Here is a 19,954-nt window from a genome sequence, read left to right on the forward strand (position 1 = left end):
GGATGGAAACGGCGTTTGACGACAAGGCGAAAGAAGCGCTCGCCGCGCTGTTTGAGCAGTTTTGGATCATTCGCGACCAAGAGCCGGATTTGTACCAGCTCGTCCGCGAGCGTGAACATGTGTTGAAACGGTATGTGGAGGAGAAGTTTGGGTATCGACTCATCGTCCACCGCTATTTCGCCAAGCTCGAGAAAATTCCCGCCGATCCCGAGCCGTGGATGGGCATCGAGTCGTTTCAAGAGCCGCTCGATTATGCGCTGTTTTGCTGCTTGATGGCGTATTTGGAAGGCAAGGCGGTGGAGGACAAGTTTTTGCTTTCTGACGTATGCGAAGAAATTCGCGCCATGTACCCGGGGGATCTACCAGTCGATTGGACGAACTACGCGCATCGGCGCGCGCTCATCCGCGTGTTGAAAACGGCGGAACAAATCGGTCTTGTCCGCCGGATGGATGGGGAGATTGAAGCGTTCGCCCAGCATGTGGAGGAAGAAGCGCTGTACGAAGTGCCGGTGCTCGCCCGCTATTTTATGCGTACGCATCCGAAAGATTTGTTGCAATATGAATCGATCGACGAATTGCTCGCCGAGGAGTGGAAAGCCTCGCCGCAAGATTATCGGCGCCATCGCCTGTATCGGAAGCTGTTTTTATCCCCGGCGGTGCATCGGACAGAAGGGGACGAGCAAGATTTTTACTACTTGCGCAACTTCCGCCATCGGCTGCGCGATGACATCGAAGCGCATACGCCGTTTCGGTACGAGTTGTACAAAAACGCCGCCATGTTGATGTTGCCTGAGCGGCAGGCGCCGTACACCGTATTTCCTGATCAGAAAGGAACGTCGGAGATCATCCTTCATTTTGCCGCCTTGGTGCGCGAGCGGCTTGGGGAATATCCACCGGATGAATACGGCCGCATCCGGTTGACGTCTGAACAATTTTCCGCCTGGCTTGCCGATTGCCGCCGCCGTTACGGGGCGGGGTGGGGGAAAACGTACCGCGACATGTCGGCTGCCGAGCTTGTCCGCGAAGTGCTTGCGGCGCTCAACGAATGGCGCATGGCCGATGTGGAGCACGACACCGGAATGATCGTCCTTTACCCCCTCCTCGGGCGGGTGTCGGGACGGTATCCAGATGATTTTGACGCGAAAGAGGGAGGAGAACATGGCGAATCCATGGGTGCTTCATCGTGCGGGGCTGATTAATTTTTGGTATTACGACGAGCAGTATTTTCATTTCGCTGACGGCAAGCTGCTGTTGCGGGGAAGCAACGGGGCGGGCAAGTCGGTGACGATGCAAAGCTTGATCCCGGTGCTTTTAGACGGCAAGAAGACGCCCGATCGCCTCGATCCGTTCGGCTCACGGGCGCGGCGCATGGAAGACTACTTGCTTGGGGAAAAAGACGTCGTCAATCGCGATGAGCGGACGGGGTATTTGTTTTTGGAATACAAACGAAAAGCATCCGACCAATACGTCACAACGGGCATCGGCCTGCGGGCAAAGCGGCAAAAAAGCCTCGACTTTTGGGGGTTTGTCATGTTCGACAACCGCCGCATCGGCTATGACCTTCAGTTGTATAAACAAGAAAAAACAGGTGAAAAAATCCCGCTGACGAAACGCGAGCTCGCCGCATTGCTCGGTGCGGGCGGGACGGTCGTCGAGACGCAAAAAGAGTATATGGAGCTCGTCAATAAGCATGTGTTTCGCTTTGAATCGCTCGAGGCGTTTCAAGAATTGATCGAACTGCTCATTCAACTGCGCAGCCCGAAGCTGTCGAAAGACTTTAAGCCGACGGTGATTTATGAGATTTTGGAAAGCTCGCTGCCTCCGTTGACCGATGACGAGCTCCGCCATTTATCCGAAACGATTGAAAACATGGACCAAGCCAAGCAGCAGCTTGAGCAGCTCGAACGCGACGAACGGGCGTTGAAGCGCCTTTGCGATCAATACCGCCTGTACAACGAATATATGATCGCCGAAAAGGCGGCAGAATACGTAAAAGCGGTCAAGCAGGCCGAACAGCTCGCCGCCGAGCAACAACGCCTTCACGATGAAGAAGAAAAGACGCGAAAGGCGCTTGATGAGCTTGAGGAGTCCATCACCCGCCTCGGCCGCGAAGAAGACGTGCTGCGAGCGCGCGAAATCGACTTGGCTGGCCATGAAGTGTTCCAGCAGGCGGAAAAGTATGAACAGCTGAAAGCCGAACGGCAGCGCCTAGAGGAACGGCGGGAGCGGCACGAGCAGACGATTGCGGAAAAAGAACGACAGGAACGTCAGCACCGCCGCCGCCTCGATGAAGCGGAAGCGCGGCTGGATGACCTTGAGCGGAAGCTTGAAGACGAGCTGGAGCAGCTGCGTATGGATGCCGACGAAGGATCCTTTTCCTTGCATGAAACGAACGAAGACGATTTTCACCGCCATCGCCAAAAGCAACAAGAGTTTTCGTTTGCCGCGTGGAAACAGGAAGCCGACCGCCATATCGAGCAGCTCGAGGAGTTGGCGCGTCTTTGGCGCAGGCATGACGAGGTGAAACGACGCTATGAAGAAGCGAGCAGCGAAGCGGGCGAAAGGCGGCGGGAAATGGACGAATGGCGCCACCAGCAATGGAAATGGGAAGAGCTGTTCGAAGAGGAGAAAGAGCGGTTTGAACAAGCCGTGCTTGCCTGGGTCGAGCAGGGAGGAATCGACGTTTCCGAAACGGACATTCAGGCGTTTTTGCAACAAATGGGCGCCCTCTATGAACAGTATTCGCTCGATGATTTGAAGCGCCCATTCGTGCAAGCGTATTACGATGCCGTCGGCAAGAAAAAGGATGAGAAATGGCGGCTCGAGCATGACATCCGTATGTTGGAAGAAAAACGGGCAGAGCGCGAGGCCGAACTGCGTCAATGGCGGGAACAACGCGACCCCGAGCCTGAACGGGATGAACAAACCACTGCCGCCCGGTTGGCGCTGGAGGAGAAAGGCATTCCGTTTGTCCCGCTTTATGCCGCGGTCGAATTTGTCGACGATGTGCCTGACGATGTGCGCGAGCGAATCGAATCGGCGCTTTCACACGCGGGGCTGCTTGACGCCCTCATTACTGCTCGCGAGATCGACGTCGCCTGCGACCGTGTGCTCATTCCGAAACCGGTCCATATGGCGCACACGCTTGCTGATTATTTGCGCCCAGATGCCAATGCCCCTGTGTCAATGGAGCGGATTGACGAAGTGCTCCGAAGCATCGTCATCACCGATGCCGACCAAGAAGGCGGCATGACGATCGATGAAACGGGGCGCTATTCGCTCGGCCTTGTCCGCGGCCATGCGCCGCGGAGATCGAAGGCGATGTTCATTGGCCGTGCGGCGCGCGAACGGTGGCGGCTTGAGAACATCGCAGCGCTGGAAGCCGAGATCGCCGCTGTGGGGCAAGAGATCGACCGTCTGCGCGGGGCGCATCAGGCGGTGGAAGCGGCCATCCAAGCGCTCGCCGACTGGTTGGCGTCCTTCCCATCGGACCGCGATGTGCGCACCGCGTTTGACGAAGCGCAAGAAGCGCGCCGCCAAGCCGAAAGCAAAGAACGGGAATGGAAGCGGCAAGAAGAAAAAGCCGCTCTCTTGGCGCGCGAATGGAAACAAATCAAACAACAGCTCCACGACGAGTCGGCCGAGCTCGATTTGGCCTTTACTTTAGACGGTTGTGAACAAGCCCAGCTCGCCATGAAATCGTACGTCCGCCATGTGCACGAACTCGAAGTGCTTTACCGCGAAACGTGCCATACCGAGGCGATGATCGCCCAACAGCGCGAGCGGCTCGCGGCGCTGGAAACGGAGATCGACGAAGCGAAAGGCGAACGAAATCGGCTTCGGGATGAAACCGAGCGGCTCGCCTTGCGAATCGCGGAGATGGAACGGACGCTCGCGCAAATGGGGGCGGATGACATTCGCGCCGAAATCGCCCGCATTCAAGAACGATTGGCGTTTTTGCGCCAAGAAATTCCGCGCCTTGTCAACGAACGGGCGCGGACGGAACAGCGGCTCATGCGCTTAGTCGAAGAGCGGGAAAAAGGGGCGCAGCGGGAAGCGTTCGCCCGCGAGCTCGCCGCGATGTGGGAAAAGTCGTTTGCCCGTGAAGCGGCGCTTGGGCTTGTGGATCTTGATCGTTCCCGATCCCTCCTGGAGCAGGCGAAAGAAGCGAAACAACGGTACGAAGCAGTGTTAAAAGAGACGCGTTCCTCGCTTCTGGCGCGGCTGAACACCGTCTTTTTCCAAGAGTCGTCCAACTTGACCGAATACCGGGCGTCCTTCGAGCCGCTGGAAGAACAAACGAAGCCCGAATGGACCGCCGCTGCCCCAGACGATGAGATGGCCATGAAAGCCGCGGACTGGCGGGAGAAACAAGAACGGCACGTCATTTACCTCGACTACAAAGGCGAGCGCGCCACGCCGTTTGCGGTGCTGGCGGAAGTGGAGCGCGACATCGTCTTGCAGCACGAGTATATGAAAGAACAAGACCGCGAGCTGTATGAGGACGTCATCTTAAAATCAGTCGGCCGCATTTTGCGCAGCCGCATCCAGCGCGCCGAACGGTGGGTGAATGAGATGAACAAGCTGATGGGCGGCCTCGACACATCATCAGGGCTTGTGCTGTCCATTCAATGGAAGCCAAAAACGGCGGAGACGGAAGCGGAGCTCGATACGAAAGAATTGGTGCGCCTGTTGCGGCTTGATCCGCGGCTGCTTAGAGAGGAAGATTTACAGCGAGTGACGAACCATTTCCGCTCGAAAATCGCCCGCGCCCGCGAATTGCTTGAAGAGCGCGGCCAAGGCAGCACGCTCCATCAAATCATTAAAGAAGTGCTCGACTATCGGAAATGGTTTTCCTTCACTTTGTACTATGAAAAAACAAACGAGCCGAAACGCGAGCTGACGAACCACCGCTTTTACCAATTCAGCGGTGGGGAAAAGGCGATGGCGATGTACATTCCCCTTTTCGCCGCGGCGTATTCGCGCTACCAAGAAGCGGGCGATGATGCCCCGTACATCATTTCGCTCGACGAGGCGTTCGCCGGCGTCGATGAAAACAACATCCGCAACCTGTTCGGACTTGTCGAACAGCTCGGCTTTAACTACATCATGAACTCGCAGGCGCTTTGGGGCGACTACGACACCGTGCCCGCGTTGTCCATTTGCGAACTCGTCCGCCCGCGCAATGCGTCGTTTGTGACCGTCATTCATTACCGTTGGAACGGGCGCGTCAAACAGCTCATGGTCGATGACAAAGAATGGGAGATGATCGAAACGTGAGCACGGCCAAGGAGGCGGCTGCCTTTTTCCGATCCGAACCGGGCTTCAAGCGGCTGTTTGCCGAAATGAAACGCAAGTACGAGTCGCTCGGCCGCGTCGGCGGCGCGGTGTCTTTAGAGGTGTTCACCGATGAAGAGCGGGAGGCGGTGGCCGCCTTTTTCGGCAAAGACGTCTCCCGCGTCTCCCTTATCGCGTTTGAAAAACAGCTCGGACAGACGAGGTTTGCGGGCGTTGGGCTTGTCGAGCTGCTTGAACAGTACTTCGGCGCCCCGCTTGTCTCAAACAAAGAACGGCGCCAGGCGGAGGAAGAGGAACGGGATCGTTTTTTTGCGCGTCTGACCGAGGAGCATCATTGGGTTGAGTCGGTCCGCCCTCAGCGCTTCGTCCAAACGGCGTACGAAACCGACCGCCGCAGCCTGGAGGAGGCCATCCGCCTTGTCAGCGCGGCTTTGGGCCGCCTCCCGCTCCCGTCATACATGCGCCTCCCGCTCTTTGCCCAGCAAGTGGCGGGCGACCCGCATGCGTTCGATTTGTCCACGCTACCGGGGAGATTGTTGCTTTCGGCGTTGCAAGCGACCGTGCCCGGGGATTGGGACATGGCATCTGTAGAGAGCGTCAACGAGTTGCTCCAGTCCGTCGGCTTGCTCCGTGAGGATATCCTGAACTTTGTCACATGCGCCAACATTCTTGCTGAAACCAAGGACGGACCGCATCCTGTTTTCTCCGCTGCCTGGGAGGCGAACACAGCGCTGAACATGCCGCTTAGAGATGTGCTGTCGCTTGTCCGCGCCCGCCCTGCCCATGGGGGGACGGTGTACATTGTCGAAAACGCGGGCGTCTTTTCGACGCTGCTTGACACCCGCGCCCCGCTTGTCAGCACGAACGGGCAAATGAACGTGGCGACGATGAAGCTGCTCGATCTTCTCGCCTCTTCAGGCGCCAAGCTGTATTACTCCGGCGACTTCGACCCAGAAGGATTGGCCATGGCAGAGCGGCTGCAGGAGCGGTATGGACAGGCCGTCACCCTTTGGCGCTTTTCCGTCGAGGATTATAGGGCCGCCAACCCTGTCGTCGACCTCACCCCCGAGCGCCTCGCCAAGCTCGCATCCGTAACGTCGACGCCGCTGCAGCCGCTGAAAGAGGAGATGGCGGAAACGAAAAAAGCGGGGTATCAAGAGGCAATTATCGGGAGGCTGACAGAGGATATCAACGGGTAGTCCATCCACGAGCCAGAGAAGGAGCCCGGAGCGATCGGGTCTCCTTCTCCAAAAGGAATTTTTGCGCATGCTCGTCCGTCTCGAATTGGATGAAGCGAAACAGCGGCTGTTGTTCGGTTTTTTCGAGACGTATTTGCGGCGATCTGAAGAGGAGGAAGCAAAACGGCGACACGAGGGGAGCCAAATGGAAACGAAGGAAGCAAAGCGTGTGATGGAGCTCATCGTCTCATACGAACAGCGGGGGATGGAAAAGGGAATCCAACAAGGAATCGAACAGGGGTTAAAGCAAGGGATGAAGCAAGGACGCCAAGAAGGGATCGAGGAAGGGAAGCTCGACGTGGTGAAGAGAATGCTGGCGAAAGGATACGATGTCGACACGATCCACGAACCGACCGGACTGCCGATGGAGAAGATTGAAAGGATGAAGGGGTGAGATGGTCCTTCGCCGTCAAGCCCCACATTGTCGTCGACCTCCAATCGTGCTAAAACCCCGGGGGATCGACGACAATGGTTTTTAGCGCCTCAAGCCTACAGCCATCAAGGTTGAAATCCGTTGACAGAATTTTTGAAACGTGGTATGCTGAAAACAGCTCCAAACCGAAAAGCTTGATGGAACAAGCATTTTTGGGGTTTTTATCGTACCTATGAGGGATTGAAACAAAGTTTATGATTAAAAAAGCGATAGCGTTTATCGGTTTTTATCGTACCTATGAGGGATTGAAACGGCACCGGGTAGGCCGTCCGCCGGATTGGCGGGAAATCGTTTTTATCGTACCTATGAGGGATTGAAACGAACGCATGGCGCTGACCAAGCTCAGCCCCATCCAAGTTTTTATCGTACCTATGAGGGATTGAAACTCTACATCCGGCTTACTTGTTGGCCGTAGCTGCCCAGGTTTTTATCGTACCTATGAGGGATTGAAACGGAGATACTGGTGTTCTAGGAATGTACCCAGTATCGGTTTTTATCGTACCTATGAGGGATTGAAACTGCGTATAGGAGCAACATTTCCGCCTGGGTTTTTGGTTTTTATCGTACCTATGAGGGATTGAAACTGGGATAAAGCGGCGGAAAAATCCATGTGGCTCATGAAAGTTTTTATCGTACCTATGAGGGATTGAAACCAATTCCTCGGTTTCCCAATCATCATCCCAATCGTCAGTTTTTATCGTACCTATGAGGGATTGAAACCGGATATGGAGCTAACTCTCCGGTTATGGGCTGGATTGTTTTTATCGTACCTATGAGGGATTGAAACCCATCTCCACACAAAAAGCGATATTCGTCATTCGTTTACGTTTTTATCGTACCTATGAGGGATTGAAACCTTGAGCGGCGCATCCTCGCCTCTCTCGCTTGCTTTCGTTTTTATCGTACCTATGAGGGATTGAAACCAAAATTGATCGCATATTCTTCGGATTCAATCGGCACGTTTTTATCGTACCTATGAGGGATTGAAACCGTACCTCCTTCTCCATCATTTCTCGGAGGAGATCAGTTTTTATCGTACCTATGAGGGATTGAAACATCGCATAATGTCTTTTCGTTTTGAGCGCCTCCTCGTTTTTATCGTACCTATGAGGGATTGAAACTTTTTTAGCTTGTAAGCATCATCGAGAGCCTCATTGTTTTTATCGTACCTATGAGGGATTGAAACTGATAAGTCAGTCCGGCGATTTCCCGCCAATCCGGGTTTTTATCGTACCTATGAGGGATTGAAACTAGCGCCACAACAAATAACAGCGACACTGTAAAAAGTTTTTATCGTACCTATGAGGGATTGAAACAATCGTGGGTGTTTGATGAAGTCCTCCCAACCATCCGTTTTTATCGTACCTATGAGGGATTGAAACTTGGGGATATCGAAAAATACCGCTTCAAAGGCGTGATTGTTTTTATCGTACCTATGAGGGATTGAAACATAAAAGCCGCATAGCTAAAAAATGCTTGATACATCGTTTTTATCGTACCTATGAGGGATTGAAACTGCAGCCGTTCCTTGTCCGTCATCGCCGTTTCAAAGTTTTTATCGTACCTATGAGGGATTGAAACAAAGATGCTGCACTTTCTATTTTGGCAGCAGTCGCAGGGTTTTTATCGTACCTATGAGGGATTGAAACGTAATCGTTGAAGTGACATAACCATTCCTCCTTCTGGTTTTTATCGTACCTATGAGGGATTGAAACGCTGTTCCGGTTGGTGATGCTTGGGCGAATCCGTACACGTTTTTATCGTACCTATGAGGGATTGAAACTGGACAGTGAATTTGCGACGGGCGTTTTCGCAGTAGAGTTTTTATCGTACCTATGAGGGATTGAAACATTTCGGAAAAGCGGCCTGATGTATGCTCGAGCCAAGTTTTTATCGTACCTATGAGGGATTGAAACAGATACAACAAACGTAAATCTTGATCCGTGAGTTTGTTTTTATCGTACCTATGAGGGATTGAAACATTCGCTCGCGCTTCAGAACAGGCTCAATTTCTCTCGCTGTTTTTATCGTACCTATGAGGGATTGAAACCTCGCTTCGCACTTGCTTTGGTGAATCGTTCAATTTGCGTTTTTATCGTACCTATGAGGGATTGAAACTCATACCCTCACCCCACTAAAACGCAAGTGATTCCGTTTTTATCGTACCTATGAGGGATTGAAACGCTGGTTGTAAATCTCCATTTTCACGCGATAAATCTCTTTGTTTTTATCGTACCTATGAGGGATTGAAACACCAACGTATTTTTTCCAACAATACACGCTTTGCAAGTTTTTATCGTACCTATGAGGGATTGAAACCGGCTTCAAAAGCTAAACGAGCCAGACCCATCGTAGTTTTTATCGTACCTATGAGGGATTGAAACTTTCATCATCACATGCGGTTGAAATTCGATTGATACGTTTTTATCGTACCTATGAGGGATTGAAACACCGCTATGTCGAATTAATCGAAACCATCAGCCGCGAGTTTTTATCGTACCTATGAGGGATTGAAACCAGTTAGCACAAGAAACGGATACATCAGGAATGGAGGTTTTTATCGTACCTATGAGGGATTGAAACGAAGCCACCCGTGGCGATGACATTGTGGTTGTCACGGTCGAGTTTTTATCGTACCTATGAGGGATTGAAACAACTGGGGGAAATACAACCTCACTAAAGGCGGCAAGCCGGTTTTTATCGTACCTATGAGGGATTGAAACACAATCCGCAAACAGCGAACGCCGAGGGGTTCTACAAGTTTTTATCGTACCTATGAGGGATTGAAACGATGTTAGGAACTAGCTTTTCGTTGCCCATGATTTCTGTTTTTATCGTACCTATGAGGGATTGAAACCCTGTGACAATCCATTCAAAGGCTTCCATTTTCTCAGTTTCTATCGTACCTATAAGGGATTAAACCTGCGCTAACGTCATAAAACGTTCGGCGCTTTTTTGTTTTCGCCGGACTTATGGGGAGTTGCATGTCTTGTAGTAGTATCGTAATTATGAATTTTATAAAAAACAATCTCGTTTTTTATACCATTTTTTTGTCTATATGGTATAATTAGATTAGTCCAAACGATGCGGAGGGGTGATAGATTGATCGAAGCAATCGCCCGAATCGGAAAGATGGTGCTCGAGAAGCAAGGAGAAGTGTCGGTCATTGATCAGCTGGTTGAGAATCCAGGTTATCCTTCTTGTGTGCTCATTTCATTGCGTGTGGATGGTGAGGGAAACGCTGTCTGGGAAGGATGCGAGGTTGAGGAATGCGGAAGTGATTATAAGAAATATTTGTTTCGTTCCGGATCAACGCGCGGAATCAATTATTCTCCGACAGCGAGAATTACGACGATCGAAAATACATATGATCAAAAAGTTCTCGGATGGTTTCGCAAAGTGAATCGGGTGATGGATGACCCGTTTCTCCGTTCTATCGAGCATGTGCTTGTGCAGCAACAAGAAGCGATTTTGCACGAAATGAAAGACAAGCTTTCGCTTTCTGGCGAACGTGCCATCGTCTCATTGAAAATCAATGGTGCTTATTTGTACGGTTGGACGCCATTTCAGGACGCTTTTTTGTATTTGGTGAATGAAAAAGATATGGAATTGGCAGCCCGCCATCAAGTGTGCGCGATTTGCGGAGAACGCAAGGAAACGGTGATTGGTAAGTTATCCGTCTTTCGTTTTTATACGTTGGACAAACCGGGGTTTATTACCGGGGGGTTCGATGAGGCAAAGGCATGGCGAAATTATCCTGTCTGTTTGTCCTGCAAATCCCATATTGAGGAAGGAAGAAAATTTATTGAATCGTATTTGCAGTATCGGTTTTATGGGTTTTCTTATTTGGCGATTCCCAAGCTGCTGATTCCTGCCGGTCGTGATGTATTGGATGAGCTGTTGGAGTATTTGGTGAATGGGAAAAAGGATATCCGCATCCATCAAGACCAAGCGGAATCGTTTATGACTACGGAAGAAGATTTGCTTGGAACGTTGCAGGATTATAACAATTCTCTTTCGCTGCAGTTGTTGTTTTTGCAGAGAATTCAAAGTGCGGAGCGGATTTTGTTGCTGATTGAGGATGTATTGCCGTCGCGAATCAGCGAACTGTTCCGAGCGAAAAAGGCGACGGAAACATTGTTGTACAGAGAAGGTAATCATCCCTTCCATTTTGGCTTTATTCGCACGTTTTTTCCTATCGGTGTCTATGATAAATATTTTTTGCAAGTGGTGGAATGCGTATTTCAAAAGAAAGCGTTGCCGCTTTCGTTTTTTGCTTCTTTTTTTATGGAGCAGTTGCGGGCTGATTTTCACGATTATGAAACCGGTGATGGGTTCTTTGCCGCTAAGACGCGTCAAGCCATTGCGGTCATGGTTTTCTTGGAGCAGGCTGGAGTATTGATGAGGAAAGGGGATCGGGTGGTGGAAGGAAAATTTGCCCGTTTGTTCGAAACGTATGGAGGACAACTGGAGTCGCCGGAGAAACAAGCGGTTTTTCTGCTTGGGGCATTGACGCAAATGTTGCTTGACATCCAGCAGCAACAACGCGGCAGCAAGCCATTCCTGAAACAACTCATGGGGCTCAAAATGGATCAGCGGGCCATAAAAGGGCTGCTTCCGAAAGTGATTGGAAAGCTGGAAGAATATGAGTCTTACTACGGTGGGCATCGCCAGCTCGCTGAAGAAATTTCCCGTTTATTTTTGTCCTCTTCCCCGAGATGGAAATTGTCTGTGGATGAATTGAATTTCTATTTTGCATGTGGGATGAACCTAACATCGCAAGTCAAAGAAATCATATGGAGCAAGGAGGAACAGTAATATGGTGAAACAGCGTTCAGAACTGCTCTTTTTGTACGATGTGCAGTGGGCGAATCCGAATGGCGATCCGGTGGATGGCAATAAGCCGCGCATTGATGAGGAAACAGGGAAAAACATCGTCACCGATGTGCGCTTAAAACGGACGATTCGCGATTACTTGTATGAGTATCGCGGGCAAGAAATTTTCGTCCGTGAAATTGCGCAAGATGATGAGTATATTCAAGATGCGAAGGCGAGAGCGGAAGACTTTCTGGTTCAAGACGGAAAAAAATTAGAAAAATCAAAATTGAACTTAAGTGAAATGAAAAAGATCATCAATGATGAAGTGTTGCGTCAATGCATTGATGTAAGGCTGTTCGGCGTCACCTTGCCGATTGAAAAAAGCTCAAAGGAAAAAGGTTCGATTACTCACACAGGACCTGTCCAGTTTAAAATGGGGCAGTCGCTCCATCGGGTCAAGCTGGAATATATCAAAGGAACAGGTGCGTTTGCCTCGGGCGGGCAAATGACGCAGAAGACGTTTCGTGAAGAATATGTGCTTCCGTATTCTCTTATTGCGTTCTATGGGGTGATCAATGAGATTGCAGCCCGTTCGACGAGACTGACAGAAGAAGATGTGGAGTTGCTGGTTGAAGCAATGTGGGAGGGGACGAAAAATTTAATTTCCCGCTCGAAAGTCGGCCATGTCCCAAGGTTGCTTTTGCGTGTCGTTTATCAAGAGCCTCACTTCCATATCGGCGAACTGGATCAATACATTTCCCTGCATACGGAAAAGGCGGAAGAGGAAATTCGCGATGTCCGAGATTATGTGCTGGATGTATCTCCGCTCATTAAGGTATTGGTTAGGGAAAAGGAAAAGATTGCGAAGATTGAGCTGCGGCAAGATGAAAGGCTTGTGTGCAGCGAACAGCTCGCTGACCGATTGCGTCAAGAAGGCATTGTTGTGGATATTCGATCATAAGGAATGAGCGCGATGAATGTGCTTGTATTTGATATTCGAGCTGATTTCGGGCATTTTCGCCAGTTGTATTCGACTTCTTCTCCGCTCACGTATTCCTTCATTCCGCCGACCGCGCTTTTTGGGCTGCTCGGCGCGATCACAGGGGTGGGAAAAGAGGAAAACGAGTATTTGCGAGTGTTCAACCATGAGACAACCAATGTGGCCGTACGCCTCATGGGGCCAGTGCGGAAGACAAGAGTGGGCATCAACTATGTGAACACGAAAGGGAACATATGGGTGCCAAAACAGCGGCGTGAAGGAGCGCGAACGCAAATTCGTGTGGAATTTTTGCGTTTTCCTCATTTCCGCTGTTATGTTTCGCTCAAGGACAAGGAACGTTTTTCGGAGCTTGTGGATCTCGTTTGCCAGCATAAAAGCGTATACACGCCCTGCCTTGGTCTGAGCGAATGTTTGGCGGATGTCCAGTTTGTCGCGATGGAAGAGTTTCGCTTCGTCGAAGTGGATGGAGAGGATCACGTGCCAATTTGTTCGGTCATTCCTGGAAACGAGATGCGAGCGTTGAAAGTGGAGCCAGGCAAAGAGTATCGCAAGGAGCGAGTGGCTTGGAAGATGAATGCGGAACGGGTTGTTTCCCAGTACGAAGAGGTAGTGTTTGAGGCGGAAGGACAGCCCATTCTCGCCTCTGTCCCTCACTATTGGGAGAATGAACACGGGGAGCGGATCGTCTTTTTCTATTCCGATGGAAGGGGAGAGTAAGATGTATTCCCATCCGCACTATTTATTATCTGAACATTTGCGGGGGGTGGAGCAGCTTTCCTCCCTCTTTTTGTCTGAAAAGTCCATTCGCTTAGCCGATCCAGTGCTATTGGGTAAGATGAACCGTTGGATCGCACTTTTTCACGATCTTGGCAAGGGCCATGCCTTCTTCCAGCAATACATCCAATCGCCTGATGCGTTTCAAGGTCCGCCAGCGCTCAAAAGCCACGCTCTTTTATCGGCAGTCCTATTAGCGATGTTCCTTAAGGAGAAGGGGATTGACGAGTTTGGGCGGTTGTTGGCCTTTCTTGTCGTGAAGCGTCACCATGGGAACTTAGATGACTGGCTCGAAGAGTTGAAACGGATGGGGGAGGAGACGAAGGCGCTGCTTAGGCGTCAAGTTGAAGCCGTCGATTATGCAGCATTGGCGGAACAAATGGCGCTTGCTGGCTTAGGGAAAGAGGGGATCTGGACAAAAGAAACCTGGTCGGCATGGCTCGATGAATTTTTCACCGAGGCCCGGTCCTTGCGCCGTTTCATCATGTCATGGAACCGGGAAAACAAGTCCCTCGCTCCGTATGTACGAGTATTGTTTCTTTTTTCTTTGCTGATTGATGCGGACAAGTCGGAGGCAGGGATCGTCCAAAAGCAGTCATGGTCATTTTCCGCGCGCAAAGAGATCCCCGCGGATCTCATTTTGCGCTACAAACAGAGACAATCATGGGAAACAACAGCGCTCAATCAGCTAAGGGAGCGGGCGTTCCGTGAGGTGGATGAAACGCCGATCGACCTAAGCCAACACTTTTACCGACTCAATTTGCCGACAGGGATGGGGAAAACGCTGGCAAGCCTCCATTTTGCGTTGCGCTTGCGTGAAACCATTGAGCGGCAACAAGGGATCAAGCCGCGCATCATCTATACCTTGCCGTTTCTTAGCGTCATTGACCAAACGGCGAATGTACTTAAAGAGATATTTTCTTGCAATGGAGTCGGGGAAGATCACCAACTGTGGCTCGCGCACCATCACCTCGCTGACATTCGCTATACGACCAAGCAAGATGATGAACGATATGATGCGGATTATGAAGCTGCTAAGCTATTGATCGAAGGTTGGCATTCGGAATTGATCGTGACGACCTTTGTGCAATTATTTGAAACGATCTTTTCCAATCGCAATGCCTCGTTGCGCAAATTTCATCGGCTGGCCAATTCCATTATTTTGATTGATGAAGTGCAGGCCGTGCCTCATCGATATTGGCTGGCCATTCGTCAGTTGTTTGAGGCCATGGCGGAAGAACTTGGCTGTTATTTCCTGTTCAGTTCGGCCACGGATCCGAAATGGTTCCCTGAAGCGATTTCACTTGTGAATGAACAGGCCTATTTCCAGCCGCTTTCCCGTGTGGCACTGTATCCCGATATCGACAAACCGATGACGATCGAGGAGTTTGTCCGCCGCATTGAGTGGGACGAAGAGAAAACGTATTTGTTTATCTTGAATACGATTGAAAGCGCTAAAACCTTTTACAAGACGCTTTTAGACGAAGGCATCGATGAAGCGGAGGTTGCGTTTTTATCCACTCATATTCCACCTAAAGAGCGTCTGCGGAGGGTGAAGGCCGCGAAAAATGGCGAATATCGAATTGTCGTCAGCACTCAGCTGATTGAAGCGGGCGTCGATATTGATTTTGACGTGGTGTACCGCGACTTCGCGCCGCTTGATTCCATTCAACAGGCTGCCGGGCGGTGCAATCGCCACGGGCATCGAACCGGGGAAGTGCACGTTGTGCGCTTGACAGACAACAGGCGGTTATATGCAAGCTATATTTACGATGCCATTCGGTTGGATATTACCCAAACGTTGTTAAAAGGAAATAAGGAAGTGCATGAAGGGCAGTTTTTGCGGCTGATTACATCTTATTTTGAAACATTGGCAGCCCGGATGAGCAATGCGGAATCGGAGCGGTTGTTAAAAGGGATGATGACGCTGTATTTTGATGGCGAGGAAACGATTGACCGAATCCCTGTGTCTCATTTTCGTTTGATTGAAGGGGATGGAGAAAAAATGAATGTCTTTATTGAATTAGATGAAGAGGCTGTTGATGTATTTCGCGAATATGAGGCCATTTTGCGCCTGCATGACCGTTGGGAGCGCCGAAAACGGTTTGCGTCGTTAAAGAGCCGCTTTTCCCAATATGTGATTGCCATTCCTGCGAAAGTGGACCATCAGCCCCCGATTGTCCATGGCATTGGGTATGTAGGGAGAGACTCCCTGAACGATTTTTACGACGAGAAACTCGGTTATCGAACGAAAAGCGAAGGCTTGATCTGGTAGGTGAAGTCAATGGAATATGAAATGCCTGTCACCGGAACGGATATTTGGTATTATTACATTTGCCCGCGCGAAGTTTGGCTTATGAAACATCAAATTGCCCCCGATCAAGAGGATGAGGCGTTAGAACTTGGACGATTTCTTTCTGAAACATATTATCAACGGGATAAAAAGGAACTGTCGATCGGCCATATTGTCATTGACCGCATTCGTCAAGAAGAAGGAGAGCTGATCATTGGGGAAGTCAAAAAATCATCGAGCTATTCCCAAAGCGCCCGAATGCAGCTGCTATACTATTTGGATACGTTAAAGAGAGCGGGAATTGAGGCGAAAGGGGAACTGTTGTTTCCGAAAGAGCGGAAGAAAGAACGGATCGAATGGACGGAAAAAGCGCGGAGCGAGCTGGAACGCGCCGTGGCAGACATCCGCCGCATCGCGCGAATGCCCGTCCCACCGCCGCCAAAAAAGATCTCATTCTGCGGTAAATGCGCCTATCGTGAATATTGTTGGGCGGAGGAATAAGAATGAAAAAGACGTTGTATATTTTCCAAAATGGTGAACTGCGCCGTAAAGATAATAGTTTATACTTTGAAACGGAAGAGCGGAAACGGTACATTCCGGTTGAAAACACAAATGATATTTATATTTTCGGCGAAGTGGATGTGTCCAAGCGATTTTTGGAATTTGCGGCGCAAAAAGAGATCATCGTTCATTACTTTAACCATTACGGGTACTACGTTGGTTCTTTTTATCCGCGGGAACACTTGAATTCAGGTCATGTCGTGTTGAAGCAGGCAGAACATTATCTCGATCCTCGAAAACGGTTGGAACTTGCCCGTCTGTTTGTCCAAGGCTCCATCCGTCAAATGGAGCGGGTGCTAAAATATTACCGCCCTCGCCTTTCCGAACCAGAGGAATTGGAAAAGGCGCTGCAATCGATTGAACAAGAAGAGGCGAAGCTTGATCAGGCGGAAACGGTGGAGCAGTTAATGGCGGTAGAAGGTCATATTCGCGAGGTATACTATGCATCGTTTGATTCCATCATTCGCCATCCGGACTTTGTGTTCGAGAAACGGACAAAGCGTCCTCCGCATAACCGTTTAAATGCGCTGATCAGCTTCGGCAATTCGATTGTGTATACAATGTGCCTCAGTGAGATTTATAAGACATACCTAGACCCGCGCATCGGGTTTTTGCACAGTACGAACTTTCGCCGTTTCTCCTTGAACTTGGACATCGCGGAAATTTTCAAACCGATCATTGTAGATCGCTTGATCTTTGCATTAGTAAATAAGAAAATGCTGTCCAGTAAACATTTTGAGAAGTTGACAAACGGCATTATGCTGAATGAAGAAGGAAGAAAACTGTTCGTCAGTGAACTCGAGAAAAAAATGCAGACGACCGTCCAGCATCGCCATCTTGGCAAGTCTGTATCCTATCGCCGTCTGATTCGACTTGAACTGTATAAAATTCAAAAGCACATTCTTGGCGAAAAAACGTACGAGCCATATGCGGCTCGCTGGTAGGTGGGATCGTTTGTTCGTGATTCTTGTGTATGATTTCAATGAAAAGCGTGTAGCCAAGGCGTTGAAGATTGCCCGCAAATATCTCCACTGGGTGCAAAACTCTGTATTCGAAGGGGAAATTACGTCAGCCAATTACGAAAAGTTAAAGATGGAATTGCGCCAACTTATGGATCCCGATGAGGATTCAGTTATTTTTTACACGTTTCGCACCCAAAAGTATTCGAAAAGAGAAGAGATGGGATTGAAAAAGGGTGGGGACGAATTCATTTTATAAGAACAAAGGACGGCACTCAACAAGGAAGGCAGGATAACATATGAGATTGACAATCACGATGAGCGGGCGGCAAGGGCCTGTTTCCTTGCCGCTCCATTACCAGCATTTGTTGCAAGGGATGTTGTATCGTTCGTTAGAAAATGAGCAGTTAGCTGCATTTTTGCATGACAAAGGATTCCGTCACGGGAAACGGTCATTTAAACTCTTCACGTTTAGCCGTTTATTTGGAACGCACCAAGTGGATCGGGGAAAAAAAGCGATTCGGTTTTTGGATGATTTCCAATGGCATATCGACACCGTTCTCCCAGAGCTGACTCAGCAACTTGGACAGCGATTTTTGTTGCAGAGAGAGATTGAGCTTTACGGACAGCTGATCGAAGTGAAAAGTGTCAAAATGGAGAACATCGACATACGCGAAAACGAAATGGACATTGTCATGCTCTCTCCATTGACCGTATATAGCACATATGAAACGTTCGACGGAAGAAAGAAAACGCAATTTTTTGACCCCGATGATGAGGTGTTCCCCCACCTGATTGAATTGAATTTCCGTCATAAATATGAAGCGTACTACGGCGTTCCGCCGACGGAAAGACTGTTGATCGAGCCGGTTCACGTTCATCATCGTCATCGTGTGGTGACAATGTTCAAGAATATGTATATTACAGGGTGGCTTGGCTATTACCGCCTCTGTTCTTCACCAGAACAGTTGACATTTTTATATCATGTCGGTCTAGGTGGCCGAAATTCACAAGGATTCGGCATGTTTCGCCTTAAAAGCGAATAAACGGGTCAAGAGATTGTCGTCGACCTCCAATCGTGCTAAAACCCCGGGGGATCGACGACAATGGTTTTTAGCGCCTCAAGCCTACAGCCATCAAGGTTGAAAGCCGTTGACAGAATTTTTGAAACGTGGTATGCTGAAAACAGCTCCAAACCGAAAAGCTTGATGGAACAAGCATTTTTGGGGTTTTTATCGTACCTATGAGGGATTGAAACGCGACTCCCGAGATCGCTCTGTCGCTGGAGCCTCCGGTTTTTATCGTACCTATGAGGGATTGAAACGCGACTCCCGAGATCGCTCTGTCGCTGGAGCCTCCAGTTTTTATCGTACCTATGAGGGATTGAAACTCGCAAACGTATCGAAACTCATCCCGGAGATCCCAGCGTTTTTATCGTACCTATGAGGGATTGAAACGACGAACTGAAAAACAAGCTACAAAATGAAAAGTAGTTTTTATCGTACCTATGAGGGATTGAAACTCGATAAAAATCATCCGGGATACCCGGCAAATTCAGTGTTTTTATCGTACCTATGAGGGATTGAAACAACAAAAAGGAAGAGGAAATTTACAGTCAATTGAACGTTTTTATCGTACCTATGAGGGATTGAAACAGTAGTAGCCATCTAAATACGATTCGCCTAGAACGTCAGTTTTTATCGTACCTATGAGGGATTGAAACTTTATTTTCTCCTTTATATCTTTTCTTCAAATTTTTGTTTTTATCGTACCTATGAGGGATTGAAACAGAAAAGGCTCGCTTGCTGGAGTCGATGGGCGCTTACAGTTTTTATCGTACCTATGAGGGATTGAAACCGAAAAGCGCAAGCTGAAAACGGCGAGGAGGATCCGGTTTTTATCGTACCTATGAGGGATTGAAACCCGCTAATCTTATTATAATCCTTTGCGTTTCATTTGGTTTTTATCGTACCTATGAGGGATTGAAACAATCAACAAACAATCTCCTTACAAAAGATCGTGAACGGTTTTTATCGTACCTATGAGGGATTGAAACCCTCTACGAGATACAAAATGTCGCCTAGATTTTCGCGTTTTTATCGTACCTATGAGGGATTGAAACAGTCTATTTGTCTAGCATACTTTTTCGTTTTTGTCAATGTTTTTATCGTACCTATGAGGGATTGAAACCAGAATACCAAATCACTCTGTATATAAAGAACAGCTAAGTTTTTATCGTACCTATGAGGGATTGAAACCTGCCGATCATAATCATAATCGCGCCGCCGGTCATGTTTTTATCGTACCTATGAGGGATTGAAACTCGACCTACTTAGACCATTTTCCCCGCCCTTTGTACGTTTTTATCGTACCTATGAGGGATTGAAACCTCGTTGAATGTGTCCATTGCCCACATGACGTAAGAGTTTTTATCGTACCTATGAGGGATTGAAACATATTTCGAAATCCAGATTTCGCTTTTCACTACTCGTTTTTATCGTACCTATGAGGGATTGAAACCAAGTTTACGGAAGAGCAAAGGAAGCGTGTTTCTGGTTTTTATCGTACCTATGAGGGATT

General features: G+C 49.3%; 11 protein-coding genes, 1 pseudogene and 2 CRISPR repeat arrays (1 of these 14 cut by a window edge). All 12 genes and pseudogenes read left to right on the plus strand.

Annotated features, from left to right (window positions below):
* Positions 1 to 2: 2 nt before the first annotated feature.
* The 12 genes and pseudogenes from NSQ51_RS01770 to cas6 all read left to right on the plus strand — a co-directional run bounded on the left by NSQ51_RS01770 (position 3) and on the right by cas6 (position 18,420).
* The gene (locus NSQ51_RS01770) at positions 3 to 1,199 is read left to right on the plus strand and encodes a TIGR02678 family protein (protein ID WP_049624943.1); all 1,197 of its coding nucleotides are present in this window, start codon (positions 3 to 5) and stop codon (positions 1,197 to 1,199) included.
* The gene (locus tag NSQ51_RS01775; protein WP_049624944.1) at positions 1,159 to 5,280 is read left to right on the plus strand and encodes a TIGR02680 family protein; all 4,122 of its coding nucleotides are present in this window, start codon (positions 1,159 to 1,161) and stop codon (positions 5,278 to 5,280) included. The genes NSQ51_RS01770 and NSQ51_RS01775 overlap by 41 nt, the downstream gene beginning before the upstream one ends.
* On the plus strand, positions 5,277 to 6,497 hold the full coding sequence (locus tag NSQ51_RS01780) for a TIGR02679 family protein (protein ID WP_033016650.1): 1,221 nt from the start codon (positions 5,277 to 5,279) through the stop codon (positions 6,495 to 6,497). The genes NSQ51_RS01775 and NSQ51_RS01780 overlap by 4 nt, the downstream gene beginning before the upstream one ends.
* 46 nt (positions 6,498 to 6,543) lie before the next feature.
* Positions 6,544 to 6,930 (plus strand): annotated as a pseudogene (locus NSQ51_RS01785) (DUF4351 domain-containing protein); the annotation flags it as partial.
* 196 nt (positions 6,931 to 7,126) lie between these two features.
* Positions 7,127 to 9,892: a CRISPR direct-repeat array (repeat unit 30 nt; unit sequence GTTTTTATCGTACCTATGAGGGATTGAAAC).
* A 179-nt stretch (positions 9,893 to 10,071) separates the two neighbouring features.
* Positions 10,072 to 11,787, plus strand: coding sequence for a TIGR02556 family CRISPR-associated protein (locus NSQ51_RS01790; protein WP_049624945.1), 1,716 nt, complete (start codon positions 10,072 to 10,074; stop codon positions 11,785 to 11,787).
* A 1-nt stretch (position 11,788) separates the two neighbouring features.
* Positions 11,789 to 12,748 (plus strand): type I-B CRISPR-associated protein Cas7/Csh2, encoded by a 960-nt coding sequence (cas7b, locus tag NSQ51_RS01795; protein ID WP_049624946.1) that lies wholly within the window; start codon positions 11,789 to 11,791, stop codon positions 12,746 to 12,748.
* A gap of 12 nt (positions 12,749 to 12,760) precedes the next feature.
* Positions 12,761 to 13,504 (plus strand): type I-B CRISPR-associated protein Cas5b, encoded by a 744-nt coding sequence (gene cas5b / locus NSQ51_RS01800; RefSeq protein WP_049624947.1) that lies wholly within the window; start codon positions 12,761 to 12,763, stop codon positions 13,502 to 13,504.
* Position 13,505: 1 nt separating this feature from the next.
* A complete protein-coding gene (locus NSQ51_RS01805; protein ID WP_049624948.1) occupies positions 13,506 to 15,836 on the plus strand; it encodes a CRISPR-associated helicase/endonuclease Cas3 in 2,331 nt (776 codons plus the stop codon).
* Positions 15,837 to 15,845: 9 nt separating this feature from the next.
* Positions 15,846 to 16,355 (plus strand): CRISPR-associated protein Cas4, encoded by a 510-nt coding sequence (gene cas4, locus NSQ51_RS01810; RefSeq protein WP_020279825.1) that lies wholly within the window; start codon positions 15,846 to 15,848, stop codon positions 16,353 to 16,355.
* Between the two features lie 2 nt (positions 16,356 to 16,357).
* The gene (gene cas1b / locus NSQ51_RS01815; RefSeq protein WP_020279826.1) at positions 16,358 to 17,359 is read left to right on the plus strand and encodes a type I-B CRISPR-associated endonuclease Cas1b; all 1,002 of its coding nucleotides are present in this window, start codon (positions 16,358 to 16,360) and stop codon (positions 17,357 to 17,359) included.
* Positions 17,360 to 17,369: 10 nt separating this feature from the next.
* Positions 17,370 to 17,633 carry a CRISPR-associated endonuclease Cas2 gene (cas2, locus tag NSQ51_RS01820; RefSeq protein WP_013522869.1) on the plus strand — a complete coding sequence of 88 codons (264 nt, stop codon included), beginning with the start codon at positions 17,370 to 17,372 and terminating at the stop codon, positions 17,631 to 17,633.
* 40 nt (positions 17,634 to 17,673) lie between these two features.
* The gene (gene cas6, locus NSQ51_RS01825; protein WP_049624949.1) at positions 17,674 to 18,420 is read left to right on the plus strand and encodes a CRISPR-associated endoribonuclease Cas6; all 747 of its coding nucleotides are present in this window, start codon (positions 17,674 to 17,676) and stop codon (positions 18,418 to 18,420) included.
* A gap of 182 nt (positions 18,421 to 18,602) precedes the next feature.
* Positions 18,603 to 19,954: a CRISPR direct-repeat array (repeat unit 30 nt; unit sequence GTTTTTATCGTACCTATGAGGGATTGAAAC); it runs 797 nt beyond the window's last position.

Source organism: Geobacillus sp. FSL K6-0789, assembly GCF_038593135.1.
Classification (GTDB): Bacteria; Bacillota; Bacilli; order Bacillales; family Anoxybacillaceae; genus Geobacillus; species Geobacillus stearothermophilus.